Origin of the sequence: Pseudomonas sp. SCB32 (assembly GCF_009189165.1) — a bacterium.
Classification (GTDB): domain Bacteria; phylum Pseudomonadota; class Gammaproteobacteria; order Pseudomonadales; family Pseudomonadaceae; genus Pseudomonas.
The window spans coordinates 4,580,073-4,593,852 of the sequence record NZ_CP045118.1; the positions used below are offsets into that span (position 1 = coordinate 4,580,073).

11 protein-coding genes are annotated in these 13,780 nt (G+C 64.0%); 3 read left to right on the top strand and 8 right to left on the bottom strand.

What is annotated here, in order from left to right:
- Positions 1–97: 97 nt before the first annotated feature.
- The 3 genes from GA645_RS20875 to yedF all read left to right on the top strand — a co-directional run bounded on the left by GA645_RS20875 (position 98) and on the right by yedF (position 2,500).
- A complete protein-coding gene (locus GA645_RS20875) occupies positions 98–991 on the top strand; it encodes a LysR substrate-binding domain-containing protein (RefSeq protein WP_152224992.1) in 894 nt (297 codons plus the stop codon).
- A gap of 68 nt (positions 992–1,059) precedes the next feature.
- Positions 1,060–2,286 (top strand): selenium metabolism membrane protein YedE/FdhT, encoded by a 1,227-nt coding sequence (yedE, locus tag GA645_RS20880; RefSeq protein ID WP_152224994.1) that lies wholly within the window; start codon positions 1,060–1,062, stop codon positions 2,284–2,286.
- Positions 2,252–2,500 (top strand): sulfurtransferase-like selenium metabolism protein YedF, encoded by a 249-nt coding sequence (gene yedF, locus GA645_RS20885; protein ID WP_152224996.1) that lies wholly within the window; start codon positions 2,252–2,254, stop codon positions 2,498–2,500. Before yedE ends, yedF begins: the two co-directional genes overlap by 35 nt.
- A 111-nt stretch (positions 2,501–2,611) precedes the next feature.
- Here the strand turns inward: yedF and ispD are convergent, their stop codons facing one another.
- From ispD to dnaE, 8 genes are all read right to left on the bottom strand, one after another.
- On the bottom strand, positions 2,612–3,310 hold the full coding sequence (ispD, locus tag GA645_RS20890) for a 2-C-methyl-D-erythritol 4-phosphate cytidylyltransferase (RefSeq protein ID WP_152224998.1): 699 nt from the start codon (positions 3,308–3,310) through the stop codon (positions 2,612–2,614).
- Positions 3,307–3,591: a cell division protein FtsB gene (gene ftsB, locus GA645_RS20895; RefSeq protein ID WP_017521200.1), complete on the bottom strand. Its 285-nt coding sequence runs from the start codon at positions 3,589–3,591 to the stop codon at positions 3,307–3,309. The genes ispD and ftsB overlap by 4 nt, the downstream gene beginning before the upstream one ends.
- A gap of 61 nt (positions 3,592–3,652) precedes the next feature.
- The gene (eno, locus tag GA645_RS20900) at positions 3,653–4,942 is read right to left on the bottom strand and encodes a phosphopyruvate hydratase (RefSeq protein ID WP_152225000.1); all 1,290 of its coding nucleotides are present in this window, start codon (positions 4,940–4,942) and stop codon (positions 3,653–3,655) included.
- Positions 4,943–5,037: 95 nt separating this feature from the next.
- Entirely contained in the window at positions 5,038–5,883 is an 846-nt protein-coding gene (gene kdsA, locus GA645_RS20905; RefSeq protein WP_152225002.1) for a 3-deoxy-8-phosphooctulonate synthase, read from the bottom strand.
- 2 nt (positions 5,884–5,885) lie between these two features.
- Complete coding sequence (locus GA645_RS20910; protein WP_152225004.1) at positions 5,886–7,514, bottom strand: CTP synthase; 1,629 nt, start codon at positions 7,512–7,514, stop codon at positions 5,886–5,888.
- 170 nt (positions 7,515–7,684) lie between these two features.
- Entirely contained in the window at positions 7,685–9,013 is a 1,329-nt protein-coding gene (tilS, locus tag GA645_RS20915; protein ID WP_152225006.1) for a tRNA lysidine(34) synthetase TilS, read from the bottom strand.
- 69 nt (positions 9,014–9,082) lie between these two features.
- A complete protein-coding gene (accA, locus tag GA645_RS20920; protein WP_152225008.1) occupies positions 9,083–10,033 on the bottom strand; it encodes an acetyl-CoA carboxylase carboxyl transferase subunit alpha in 951 nt (316 codons plus the stop codon).
- A gap of 115 nt (positions 10,034–10,148) precedes the next feature.
- Positions 10,149–13,679 carry a DNA polymerase III subunit alpha gene (gene dnaE, locus GA645_RS20925; RefSeq protein WP_152225010.1) on the bottom strand — a complete coding sequence of 1,177 codons (3,531 nt, stop codon included), beginning with the start codon at positions 13,677–13,679 and terminating at the stop codon, positions 10,149–10,151.
- Between the last annotated feature and the right edge of the window lie 101 nt (positions 13,680–13,780).

A 13,780-nucleotide genomic window follows, 5' to 3' on the forward strand; every position in this document is an offset into this window, starting at 1 on the left:
AAAAGCGCGCCCTAAAGCCTTGGAAGTGTAGAAAACCCCGTTTCAGGGAATAATCAGGCAATAATCAAAACATTATTGCCATACAGGGATAATCCAGATGCACCGCTGGGAAGGACTGGACGAATTTGTCGCTGTCGCCGAAACCGGTCAATTCACCGCCGCCGCCGAGCGCCTGGGCGTGTCGTCGTCCCATGTCAGCCGCCAGGTGGCGCGGCTTGAAGAGCGCCTGCAGACCCGGTTGCTCTACCGCAATACCCGCAAGGTCACGCTGAGCGAGGCCGGACAGACTTTCCTGCAGCACTGCCGACGTTTGCAGGACGCCCGTGAGGAAGCCCTGCGCGCGGTCAGCGATCTGTCTGCCGAACCCAAGGGCTTGCTGCGCATGACGTGTGCGGTGGCCTACGGCGAACGCTTCGTGGTGCCGCTGGTGAATGAATTCATGGCGCACTTTCCGCAGCTGCGGGTGGAGATCGAGCTGTCCAATCGCCAGCTCGACCTGCTGCATGAAGGTTTCGATCTGGCGATCCGCCTCGGCCGCCTGAGCGACTCGCGGCTGGTGGCGACGCGCCTGGCGCCACGAGTGATGTACCTGTGCGCCACGCCGGATTACCTGGCGCGCCATGGCTCGCCGCAGCACCCGACGGAACTGGCGCAGCACAATTGCCTGGTGGGCAGCAGCGACCAGTGGAGCTTCCTTGAGGGCGGCCGGGAAACCCAGCACCGGGTACAGGGCAATTGGCGCTGCAATAGCGGCCAGGCGGTGCTCGATGCGGTTTTACGCGGATTCGGCCTGTGCCAGCTGCCGGACTATTACGTGCTGGAGCATCTGCGCAGCGGCCGCCTGGTTTCCTTGCTGGAGGCGCATCAGCCGCCGAATACCGGGGTCTGGGCGCTTTATCCACAGCAGCGGCACCTGTCACCCAAGGTTCGGCAATTGGTGGATCACCTGAAGGAAGGCCTGCAACACCTGCAGCCACAGCCCCTGTCATAGGACAAGCGTGGCCGGGCCTGCTTGGCTAGAATGGCGGGCTTCCCGCAACACAGGTTCAAGGACGACAGATGTCAGCCCTATTCTCCTTCCGCGAGCGCTATCTCGTGCGCTTCTGGTCGCCACTCCCGACCTTGATCGCCCTCGGCGTCGCCTCGGCCTACTACTTCGCCATGACCGGCACCTTCTGGGCGGTCACCGGCGAATTCACGCGCTGGGGCGGGCATGTACTGTCCTGGTTCGGCCTGCAGCCGCAGGAGTGGAGCTATTTCAAGATCATCGGCCTGCAAGGCACGCCGCTGGACCGCATCGATGGCGTGATGATCATCGGCATGTTCCTCGGCGCGTTGTGCTGCGCACTCTGGGCCGGAAACGTCAGCCTGCGCTGGCCAACCAGCAAGCGGCGCCTGCTGCAGGGGCTGGTCGGTGGAGTGATCGCCGGCTTCGGCGCGCGCCTGGCGATGGGCTGCAACCTTGCGGCTTTCTTTACCGGCATCCCGATGTTCTCGGTGCACGCCTGGGCCTTCATGTTCTCCACCGTGATCGGTGCCTGGTTCGGCGTGAAGATCAGCCTGCTGCCTTTTCTGCGCATTCCACTGAAAGTTGGCGGCAAGGCTGCGGCCTTGCCAAGCGCCAAGGCCCTGGCCCGCCGCGCGAAGCTGCAATGGCGCCTGGGCATGGGCGTCCTGGCGCTGGCCGCGCTGTTCGCCGCCTGGCGCTTCGAGGCCTCCCTCGTGCTGGGCATGGCCTGTCTGTTCGGCCTGCTCTTCGGCGGCCTGATCGAGCGTGCGCAGATCTGCTTCACCAGCGCCGCCCGCGACCTCTGGACCACCGGCCGGACCCAGGCCGCGCTGGGCATCCTGCTAGGCATGGCGGCCGCCTGTCTCGGCACCTTCGCCGCGATCCACAACGGTCTGCCGCCGAAGATATTCTGGATGGGCCCCAACGCCGTGATCGGCGGCGTGCTGTTCGGCATCGGCATCGTGCTGGCCGGCGGCTGCGAGACCGGCTGGATGTACCGTTCGATGGAGGGCCAGGTGCACTTCTGGGTAGTAGGTGTCGGCAACGTGATCGGCGGCACGCTGGTCGCCGTGTACTGGGATCAGTTCGGCACCAGCCTCGCCCTGCCCTATCCCAAACTCAACCTGCTGCAGGAATTCGGCCCTGGAGGCGGCCTGCTGATCACCTTCGCCGGCCTCGCTCTCTGCATGCTGTTGGTGCAACTCAACGCGCAACGATTCACCCGCAAACGGAAACCGTCCGATGCCCGACACCAAGACGCCGACGCTGTCGCTTGATCTGCGCGGCGAACACTGCCCGTACAACGCCATCGCCACCCTGGAAACCCTGGAGACGCTCAAGCCGGGCGATCTGCTGGAGGTGATCACCGACTGTTCGCAATCGGTGCATGGCATTCCCGAGGACACCCAGCGTCATGGCTACCACTGCCTGGCAGTGGAGCAGCATGGGGCGTTGTTCCGCTTTCTGATTGAAGTGCCGATGCTGGGCTGATGAACGTGGTGTAGGAGCGGACTCCGTCGCTCGACCTGTAGGAGCGCGCCATGCGCGCGATCGCGGGTATGGCCCGCTCCTACAGGGAGGTTCGTTCTAACCGCGAATGACTCAGTGCTTGGCGAAGTTACGCTGCAGGCGCTGCAGGTCTTCCGGGGTGGTGACCTTGATGTTGTCCACCCGCCCTTCCACCATGCGCGGCTTGTAGCCCGCCCATTCCATGGCCGAGGCTTCGTCGGTGATGGCCGCGTCGGCCACCAGCGCATCGGCGAGCGCGCGATGCAGCGCACCGAGGCGGAACATCTGCGGGGTGTAGGCCTGCCAGACCACACTGCGGTCGATGGTCTCGACCACACGGCCATTGGCATCGACGCGCTTCAAGGTATCCCGCGCGGGCACGCCAAGCAGGCCGCCCACGGTATCGAATTCCAATTCGTCCAGCAGGCGATCCAGATCGGCGCGCGCCAGGTTCGGCCGGGCAGCGTCGTGCACCAGCACCCAATCATCGGTGGCGGCGCCGAGCTCACTCAGGCGCAGCAAGCCATTGAGCACCGAAGCGGCACGCTCACGGCCGCCTTCGGCACGCTGGATCAGTTCGTTGGAGGCGCTCGGCAGGGTCGGCCACCAGGGATCATCGGCGGCCAGGCACACCACCAGGCCCTTGAGCCGGGGATGACCAAGGAAACAGTCGAGAGTACGTTCGAGAATGCTGCGACCGGCAAGGTCGAGGTATTGCTTGGGGCGATCGGCACGCATCCGCGAACCGATGCCGGCGGCCGGTATTACGGCCCAGAAGGCAGGAGTGGTCATTGCGCGAGCTGGTAGAGGGTTTCCTTGTCCTTGACCATGCCGAGTTCGTGGCGGGCACGCTCCTCGACCGTCTCGGTGCCTTTCTTGAGCTCGGCCACTTCGGCCTCGAGGATGCGGTTACGCTCGAGCAGACGCTCGTTTTCGCCCTGCTGGTCGGCGATCTGCTTCTGCAGGTCGCGCACCTGCGCCAGGCTGCCATCGCCGACCCACAGGCGATACTGCAAACCGGCCAACGCCAGGATCAGCACGACGAACAGCCAATAAGGGCTACGTAACCTCAAACCATCAGCTCCATATGCAAAGGGGTGGCTCCTGCCACCCCTTCACCGTACCAGACTAGCGTCAGCCGCGGAATTCCGCGCGACCACGGTACGGCGCCTTGGCGCCCAGTTGCTCTTCGATACGCAGCAGCTGGTTGTACTTGGAGACGCGGTCGGAGCGGCACAGGGAGCCAGTCTTGATCTGACCGGCGGCGGTGCCGACAGCCAGGTCAGCGATGGTGCTGTCCTCGGTTTCGCCCGAACGGTGCGAGATCACTGCGGTGAAGCCGGCGGCCTTGGCCATCTGGATGGCTTCCAAGGTTTCGGTCAGCGAGCCGATCTGGTTGAACTTGATCAGGATCGAGTTGCCGATCTTCTCGTCGATGCCGCGCTTGAGGATCTTGGTGTTGGTTACGAACAGGTCGTCACCGACCAGCTGCACCTTCTCGCCGATCTTGTCGGTCAGGACTTTCCAGCCAGCCCAGTCGGACTCGTCCATGCCGTCTTCGATAGAGATGATCGGGTAGCGCTGAGTCAGGCCGGCCAGGTAGTCGGCGAAACCTTCGGCGCTGAACACTTTACCTTCGCCTTCCAGGTCGTACTTGCCGTCCTTGAAGAACTCGGAGGAAGCGCAGTCCAGGGCCAGGGTCACGTCTTCGCCCAGCTTGTAGCCGGCGTTGGCGACGGCTTCGGCGATGGCGGCCAGGGCGTCTTCATTGGAAGCCAGGTTCGGCGCGAAGCCACCTTCGTCACCCACGGCGGTATTCAGGCCACGGGCCTTCAGCACGGCTTTGAGGTGGTGGAAGATCTCGGCGCCCATGCGCAGCGCGTCGGCGAAGTTCTTGGCGCCAACCGGCTGAACCATGAACTCCTGGATGTCGACGTTGTTATCGGCGTGCTCGCCGCCGTTGATGATGTTCATCATCGGAACCGGCATGGAGTACTGGCCCGGGGTGCCGTTCAGGTCGGCGATGTGCGCGTACAGCGGCACGCCCTTGGCCTGAGCGGCGGCCTTGGCGGCAGCCAGGGACACGGCCAGGATGGCGTTGGCGCCCAGCTTGCCTTTGTTCTCGGTGCCGTCGAGGTCGATCATCGCGTGATCCAGACCTTTCTGGTCAGCCGCGTCCTTGCCCAGCAGCAGGTCGCGGATCGGGCCGTTGATGTTGGCCACGGCTTTCAGCACGCCCTTGCCCAGGTAACGGCTCTTGTCGCCATCGCGCAGTTCGAGAGCCTCGCGGGAACCGGTGGATGCACCGGACGGGGCGCAAGCGCTGCCGACGATGCCGTTGTCCAGGATCACGTCCGCTTCAACAGTCGGGTTGCCGCGGGAGTCCAGGACCTCACGGCCCTTGATGTCGACGATCTTTGCCATTCTTGATAACACTCCGAAGATAGAGATAAACGGGGCGGCTGGTGAGACGTTCAGAACCTGCTCGATGTCTGCTCAAGGCAGCATCGAGCGGATTCTCAGGCAGTCTCGATAGTGGGGAAACTCTTGACCAGGTCGTCCAGCTGCTTGAGCTGGGACAGGAAAGGCTCGAGCTTGTTCAGGCGCAGGGCGCACGGACCGTCGCATTTGGCGTTCTCGGGGTCCGGATGGGCCTCCAGGAACAGGCCGGCGAGGCCCTGGCTCATGCCGGCCTTGGCCAGGTCGGTGACCTGGGCGCGGCGGCCGCCGGCGGAATCGGCGCGACCACCCGGCATCTGCAGGGCGTGGGTCACGTCGAAGAACACCGGGTACTCGAACTGCTTCATGATGCCGAAGCCGAGCATGTCCACCACCAGGTTGTTGTACCCGAAGGAGGAGCCACGCTCGCAGAGGATCAGCTGGTCGTTGCCTGCCTCCTCGCACTTGCGCAGGATGTGTTTCATCTCCTGCGGCGCAAGGAACTGGGCCTTCTTGATGTTGATCACCGCGTTGGTCTTGGCCATGGCCACGACCAGGTCGGTCTGCCGGGACAGGAAGGCCGGCAGTTGGATGATGTCGCAGACCTCGGCCACCGGAGCGGCCTGGTAGGGCTCATGCACGTCGGTGATGACCGGCACCTTGAAGGTCTTCTTGATCTCTTCGAAGATCTTCAGCCCTTCTTCCATGCCCGGACCACGGAACGAAGTGATCGAGGAACGGTTGGCCTTGTCGAAGCTGGCCTTGAACACGTAGGGGATACCGAGCTTCTCGGTGACCGTCACGTACTCTTCGCAGACCTGCATCGCCAGATCGCGCGACTCCAGCACGTTCATGCCGCCGAACAGCACGAACGGCAGGTCGTTACCGATCTGGATATCACCGACGCGAATGATCTTCTGGGTCATGCTCAGGCTTTCCCGGCTTGCTTCAGGGCGGCGTTGACGAAGCCGCTGAACAGCGGGTGGCCATCACGCGGGGTGGAAGTGAATTCCGGGTGGAACTGGCAGGCCACGAACCACGGATGGTCCGGAGCTTCCACGACTTCCACCAGCGCGCCGTCGCCGGAGCGGCCGGAAATCTTCAGGCCGGCGGCTTCCAGTTGCGGACGCAGGTTGTTGTTCACTTCGTAACGGTGGCGGTGACGCTCGACGATCACGTCCTTGCCATAGCAATCGTGCACCAGGGTACCGGCGGACAGCAGGCATTCCTGGGCGCCCAGGCGCATGGTGCCGCCCAGGTCGGAAGCCTCGGTGCGCACTTCGGTGGCTCCGGTAGCGTCCTGCCATTCGGTGATCAGGCCGACGACCGGGTGGCCGCTGGACTTGTCGAACTCGGTGGAGTTGGCATCGGTCCAGCCCAGCACGTTGCGGGCGTACTCGATGACGGCCACCTGCATGCCCAGGCAGATGCCCAGGTACGGAACCTTGTTTTCGCGGGCGTACTGGACGGCGGTGATCTTGCCTTCCACGCCGCGCAGACCGAAGCCGCCCGGAACCAGGATGGCGTCGGCGCCTTCGAGCAGGCTGGTGCCCTGCTGCTCGATGTCCTCGGAGTCGATGTAGCGCAGGTTGACCTTGGTGCGGCTCTGGATGCCGGCATGGGTCATGGCTTCGATCAGCGACTTGTAGGCGTCGAGCAGTTCCATGTACTTGCCGACCATGGCGATGGTGACTTCACGCTCAGGGTTGAGCTTGGCGTCGACCACGCGGTCCCATTCGGACAAGTCGGCCGGGCCGCACTCGAGGCCAAAGCGCTCGACGACGAAGTCATCGACGCCCTGGGCGTGCAGCACGGACGGAATGCGGTAGATGGTGTCGACGTCTTCCAGCGAGATGACCGCGCGCTCTTCCACGTTGGTGAACAAGGCGATCTTACGGCGGGAGGACACGTCCACCGGATGGTCGGAGCGGCAGACCAGGATGTCCGGCTGCAGACCGATGGAGCGCAATTCCTTGACCGAGTGCTGGGTCGGCTTGGTCTTGGTCTCGCCAGCGGTGGCGATGTACGGGACCAGCGTCAGGTGCATCAGCATGGCGCGGCGCGAACCGATCTCCACGCGCAGCTGGCGGATAGCCTCGAGGAAGGGTTGCGACTCGATGTCACCGACGGTGCCGCCGACTTCAACCAGGGCCACGTCGGCATCGCCGGCGCCCTTAATGATGCGACGCTTGATCTCGTCGGTGATGTGCGGGATGACCTGCACGGTGGCGCCCAGATAGTCACCACGGCGCTCCTTGCGGAGCACGTCCATGTAGACGCGGCCGGTGGTGAAGTTGTTGTTCTGGGTCATCGTGGTACGAACGAAACGCTCGTAGTGGCCCAGATCGAGGTCGGTTTCCGCGCCGTCGTGGGTGACGAACACCTCACCGTGCTGGAACGGGCTCATGGTGCCCGGATCGACGTTGATGTAGGGGTCCAGCTTGAGCATCGTGATCTTCAGGCCACGCGCTTCCAGAATGGCAGCCAAGGAAGCCGAGGCGATGCCTTTCCCCAATGAAGAAACAACACCACCCGTGACGAAGATGTAGCGCGTCATGAAAAGCCCTGAATGTCAGCGTTTAGGCGGCTCGGCCGCCGGGGAAGCGAAGGTGTCGGACCGTAGTCCGGCTCACGACTTCGTCGTGATCAATAGCGAACTCCCGCTGATTCCAAGGGAATCGGCAGGAGCGATATAAGACGGGAGCGTAGTCTACCGGAAAGCGGCTATCAGCTCAAACCCGAGTCATTCGTCGGAGGTGTCCAACCCAGGATCCAGGACTGTCCCGGCTCCACGCGCAGCTCCGGCAGCAGCGCTACACCCAGCAGTTCGTCGGCTCGCCAGAGCAGTGGCAGGCGGCCGCGAAGGAACGCCGGAACCCCAGCCTCGTTGAGTAGGCGCTTGAGATCGCGGTGGCCACGTCCAGGCAGCGCCATGACTTCCCCGCCCTGTCGGTAGCGAACCTCCAACGGCCCGCGCGGCGACTCGCCCTCGACGTGCAACGAGCCGTTTCCAGGCAGCACCAGTGCGTGAGAGGCATCCGCCCAGGACTGCACCTGCGGCACGAACGCCAGCCAGGCATTCGCCAACCACCAGAGCCGACCATTGGCGCGGCGCAGCTCGCCGTCGGCGAGGCGCCAGACGGGCTCGGCATCCGCCCGCGCATCGCGCAGATCCTGCCAGCCGGCCCAATGCGCGCTGTCGGGTAATCGAGCCAGGGGCGCCAGCCAATGACGAAGGGCATTACGCTGGCGCGCCTCGCTCAGGGCAATCAACGGCCCGATTGCCAGGGAAGGCAACGGCATTTCCCGGTAATGCGCCTGCTGGTCCGCCGCCATCAGATCAGCCTGGGCCAACTCCGTCAGCAGACCGTCAGCCTCGGCCAGATGCCCGGCACTGCGAACGATGGTTTCGCCCGCTGCCGGCCAACGCCAGGCGATGAACGGTAGCAATTGGTTGCGCAGGTAATTGCGGTCAAAATCGTCGCTGGCGTTGGACGGGTCCTCCACCCAACTCAGGCCATGGCTGCGGGCATAGCGCTCCAGCTCGTCGCGGGAGATGCCCAGCAACGGCCGCAGCAGAAGCCCGCTACCCAGCGAGCGACAGGCGGGCATTCCTGCCAGACCGCGCACGCCCGCACCACGGAACAGGCGGAACAGCACGGTTTCGGCCTGATCATCGCGATGCTGGCCGGTCAGCAGGCACTCGCCCTCCCCCAGGATTGCGGTGAATGCGCCATAGCGAGCCTCCCGGGCGGCACGCTCCAGGCTCGCCCATCCATCCACCCGCACACGCTCGACACGCAACGGCACGCCAAGCGCGTCGCAAAACCTCTGGCAGTGCTCCGGCCAGGCATCGGCGACGGTCTGCAGGCCGTGATGAACATGAATGGCGGAAATCGGCGGCAACACCTCGCGACGGGCGAGCTGTACCAGTAGATGCAGGAGAACGGTGGAATCCAACCCGCCAGACAGCGCCACCCGCCACGCCGGCGCGCGGCGCCAGGGTACGAGTGCAGCTAGAAGTCGGTTTTCCAGAGACACGGAGTCAAGGGACATGGCGCAGTAAGGCGGGATGGATGACGAGGCAAGGATACCTCGTCATCCACGCTGCGCCGAAGGCATCGATCAGGCGATGCCGTAGCTCATCAGGCGCTCGTAGCGGCGCGCCAGCAGTTCTTCGGTGCTCAGCTGCTTGAGGGTATCCAGCTGGCCGGTCAGGGCCTTGCGGATCGACTCGGACATCGCGGCCGGGTCGCGGTGGGCGCTGCCCAGCGGCTCGGCAATGATGTTGTCGACGATGCCCAGGTCCTTCAGGCGATTCGCAGTGATGCCCATGGCCTCGGCGGCTTCCGGCGCCTTCTCGGCGGTACGCCAGAGGATCGAGGCGCAACCTTCGGGCGAGATCACCGCGTAGGTGGAGTACTGCAGCATGTTCAGTTGGTCGCACACGCCAATGGCCAGTGCGCCGCCGGAACCGCCTTCGCCGATCACGGTAGCGATGATCGGAGTCTTCAGGCGCGACATGACGCGCAGGTTCCAGGCAATCGCCTCGCTCTGGCCGCGCTCTTCGGCGTCGATGCCCGGGTAGGCACCGGGGGTGTCGATGAAGGTCAGGATCGGCATCTTGAAGCGTTCGGCCATTTCCATCAGGCGGCAAGCCTTGCGGTAGCCCTCCGGACGCGGCATGCCGAAGTTGCGGCGGACCTTCTCGCGGACTTCACGGCCTTTCTGGTGACCGATGATCATTACCGGCTGTTCGTCCAGACGGGCAACGCCGCCGACGATGGCCGCGTCATCGGCGAAGTGACGGTCGCCGTGCAGCTCTTCGAACTCGCCGAAGATGTGCTCGATGTAGTCGAGGGTGTAGGGGCGACGCGGATGGCGAGCGAGCTGGGCGATCTGCCAGCTGGTCAGGTTGCCGAAGATGTTCTCGGTCAGCGCCTTGCTCTTCTCCTGCAGACGGGAGATTTCGTCGGTGATGTTCAGGGCGTTGTCGTTACCGACCAGGCGCAGCTCTTCGATCTTGGCGTGCAGGTCGGCAATGGGCTGTTCGAAATCGAGAAAATTCGGGTTCATGGGCTATCCGTCGTGATGATGGCGGCAGGGCCTGGTCCGTAAAGCGCCCTACCTTACGGTATCGGGCGCAAGGGGTCGAGACTGGCGGGCGGGCGGCCTATGGCCACCGACCTCACTAGCGGTAGTTCAGGAAGACGTTGTCGCGGCCGAACTGGTCACGCAACGCTTGAATCAGGTTGTCAGCGGGGTCGATCCGCCACTGCTCGCCAAACTGCAGCAAGGCGCGCGCCTGCTCGCCGCTGTAGTCGACAGTGACCGGGCAACTGCCGCGGTGGCGGGTGCACAGATCGGCCAGCCAGCGCAGGCGATCACCCTTGAGCGCATCGGCATGGACGCGGACCCGCAGGCTCTCGGCCAGCGAGGTGCGGGCCTCTTCCAGGCCCATCACGCGTTTGGCGCGCAGGCGCAGGCCGCCGGAGAAATCGTCCTGGCTGACTTCACCCTCGATCACCACCAGCGCGTCAGTCTGCAACAGCGCCTGGTTGGCGGCGAAGGCTTCGGCGAACAGCGAGGCTTCGATACGGCCGGAGCGGTCGTCCAGGGTCACGAAGCCCATCTTGTCGCCGCGCTTGTTCTTCATCACCCGCAGGTTGACGATCAGACCGGCGACGGTCTGGGTATCACGCGCCGGTTTCAGTTCGACGATGCGCTGGCGAGCGAAACGTCGCACCTCGCCTTCGTACTCGTCGATGGGGTGACCGGTCAGGTACAGGCCGAGGGTATCCTTCTCGCCCTTCAGGCGCTCCTTGAGGTTGAGCTCCTTGACCTTGCGGTGGTTGGCGTAGACATCCGCCTCGGGCTCGGCGAAGACACCGCCGAACAGGTCCATGTGGCCGCTGTCGTGGCTGCGCGAGGTCTGCTCGGCGGCCTTCACGGCCTCTTCCATCGACGCCAGCAGCACCGCGCGGTTGATGTCGACGTGGGCGTGGTAGGCCTTGGGCTCGTCATAGAAGTGCGGGCCGAGACGATCCAGCGCGCCGGCACGGATCAGCGCCTCCAGGGTGCGTTTATTGACGCGCTTGAGGTCGATGCGGTCGCAGAAGTCGAACAGCGTCTTGAACGGTCCGCCTTCGGCACGGCACTCGGTGATGGCTTCCACCGGGCCTTCGCCGACGCCCTTGATCGCGCCCAGGCCGTAAACGATTTGATCTTCGTCATCCACGGTGAAGCGGAATTCGGAGTTGTTCACGTCCGGCGCGACGATGCGCAGCTTCATGTGGCGGCACTCTTCGATGAGCGTCACCACCTTGTCGGTGTTCTGCATATCCGCGGTGAGTACCGCGGCCATGAACGGGGCTTTCCAGTGGGTCTTCAGCCAGGCGGTCTGGTACGACACCAGGCCGTAGGCGGCGGAGTGCGACTTGTTGAAGCCGTAGCCGGCGAACTTCTCCACCAGGTCGAAGATGTTGCCCGAGAGGTTGGCGTCGATGCCGTTGCTGGAGCAGCCTTCGATGAAGCCGCCGCGCTGCTTGGCCATTTCCTCGGGCTTCTTCTTGCCCATGGCGCGACGCAGCATGTCCGCACCACCGAGGCTGTAGCCCGCCATCACCTGGGCGATCTGCATGACCTGTTCCTGGTACAGGATGATGCCGTAGGTGGGCTTGAGCACCGGCTCGAGGCCGGGATACTGGTAGTCAGGGTGCGGGTAGGAGATTTCCTCGCGACCGTGCTTACGGTTGATGAAGTCGTCCACCATGCCCGACTGCAGCGGACCGGGACGGAACAGCGCCACGAGTGCGATGAGGTCTTCCAGGCAGTCCGGCTTGAGCTTCTTGATCAGCTCCTTCATGCCGCGCGATTCAAGCTGGAAGACCGCGGTGGTTTCCGCCTTCTGCAGCAGGTCGTAGGTCTTCTTGTCGTCCAGCGGGATGCGGTCGATGTCGACCAGATCGGTATCGCCGGCTTTCTGCTGCTTGCGATGGATGATCTCCATCGCCCACTTGATGATGGTCAGGGTACGCAGGCCGAGGAAGTCGAACTTCACCAGGCCAGCAGCTTCCACGTCGTCCTTGTCGAACTGGGTCACCAGGCCGGCGCCCTCTTCGTCACAGGCGATGGGGGCGAAGTCGGTGAGCTTGGTCGGCGCGATCACCACGCCACCGGCGTGTTTGCCGGTACCACGGGTGACACCTTCCAGCTTGAGCGCCATGTCCCAGATTTCCTGGGCTTCCTCGTCGGTCTTGAGGAAGTCGCGGAGCATTTCTTCCTGCTCGAAGGCCTTCTCCAGGGTCATGCCGACTTCGAAGGGGATCATCTTCGACAACTTGTCGGCCAGGCCGTAGGACTTGCCCTGCACCCGCGCCACGTCGCGCACCACCGCCTTCGCGGCCATGGAGCCAAAGGTGATGATCTGGCTCACCGCGTTGCGGCCGTACGCGCCGGCCACATAGTCGATCACCCGGTCGCGGCCTTCCATGCAGAAGTCGACGTCGAAGTCGGGCATGGAAATACGTTCGGGGTTGAGGAAACGTTCGAATAGCAGGTCATAGGCCAGCGGATCGAGGTCGGTGATCTTCAGCACGTAGGCGACCAGCGAGCCGGCACCCGAGCCCCGGCCAGGGCCTACCGGCACGCCGTTGTTCTTGGCCCACTTGATGAAGTCCATCACGATCAGGAAGTAGCCGGGGAAGCCCATCTGGATGATGGTGCCCAGCTCGAACTCCAGGCGGTCGACGTAGATCTGCCGCTTCTCTTCGTAGTTCGGCGTGGTGTCCTGCGGCCAGAGCACCGCAAGACGCTCTTCCAGGCCCTCGTAGGAGACATGGCGCAGGTAGTCGTTGATGTCCATGTCGTCGTACGGGATCGGGAAGTTGGGCAGGAAGTACTTGCCCAGCTGCACATCGATGTTGCAGCGCTTGGCGATCTCGACGGAGTTTTCCAGAGCCTCGGGGATATCGCTGAACAGCTCGGCCATTTCCGCCGGGCTTTTCAGGTATTGCTGGTCGGAATAGTTGCGCGAACGGCGCGGGTCATCCAGGGCGCGGCCTTCGCCGATACAGACGCGGGTCTCGTGGGCCTCGAAGTCCGACTCCTTGATGAAGCGCACGTCGTTGGTCGCCACCAGCGGCGCGCCACTGCGCGCGGACAGAGCCACGGCGGCATGCACGTGCTCTTCATCGTTGACCCGGTTGGTACGCTGGATGTCCAGGTAGAAGCGGTCCGGGAAGACTTCCAGCCACTCGGCCAGCAGTGAGTCCGCGAGGCCGTCGTCACCCTCCAGCAGGGCCATGCCGATCTCGCCTTCCTTGGAGCCGGACAGCGCGATCAGGCCTTCGGCGGCCTCCTTCACCCACGCGCGCTCGATGATGATCTCGCCGTTGCGCTGGCCTTCCTGCCAGCCACGGGAAATCAGCTCGGTGAGGTTGCGGTAGCCCTTGGCGTTCATCGCCAGCAGGGTCAGGCGGGTCAGCGGGCCGTCCTCGTCACGGTTGGCCAACCAGATGTCAGCGCCGCAGATCGGCTTGATGCCGCCGCCCATGGCCGTCTTGTAGAACTTCACCAGCGAGCACATGTTGCTCAGATCGGTCACCGCCACCGCCGGCATGCCCGAGCCGCCCACCGCCTTGACCAGCGGCTTGACCCGCACCAGCCCGTCAACCAGGGAGAATTCGGTGTGCAGACGCAGGTGAACGAAGGTGGCGGTCATGGTGGTCCTTGGGCAAACGCGAAAAACGGCAAGCCCCGGATTGTACCGGGGCTGTCCGCAAAGCTACAGGGATCAATGGGCCAGCCGTCGCGCCGGGTGAT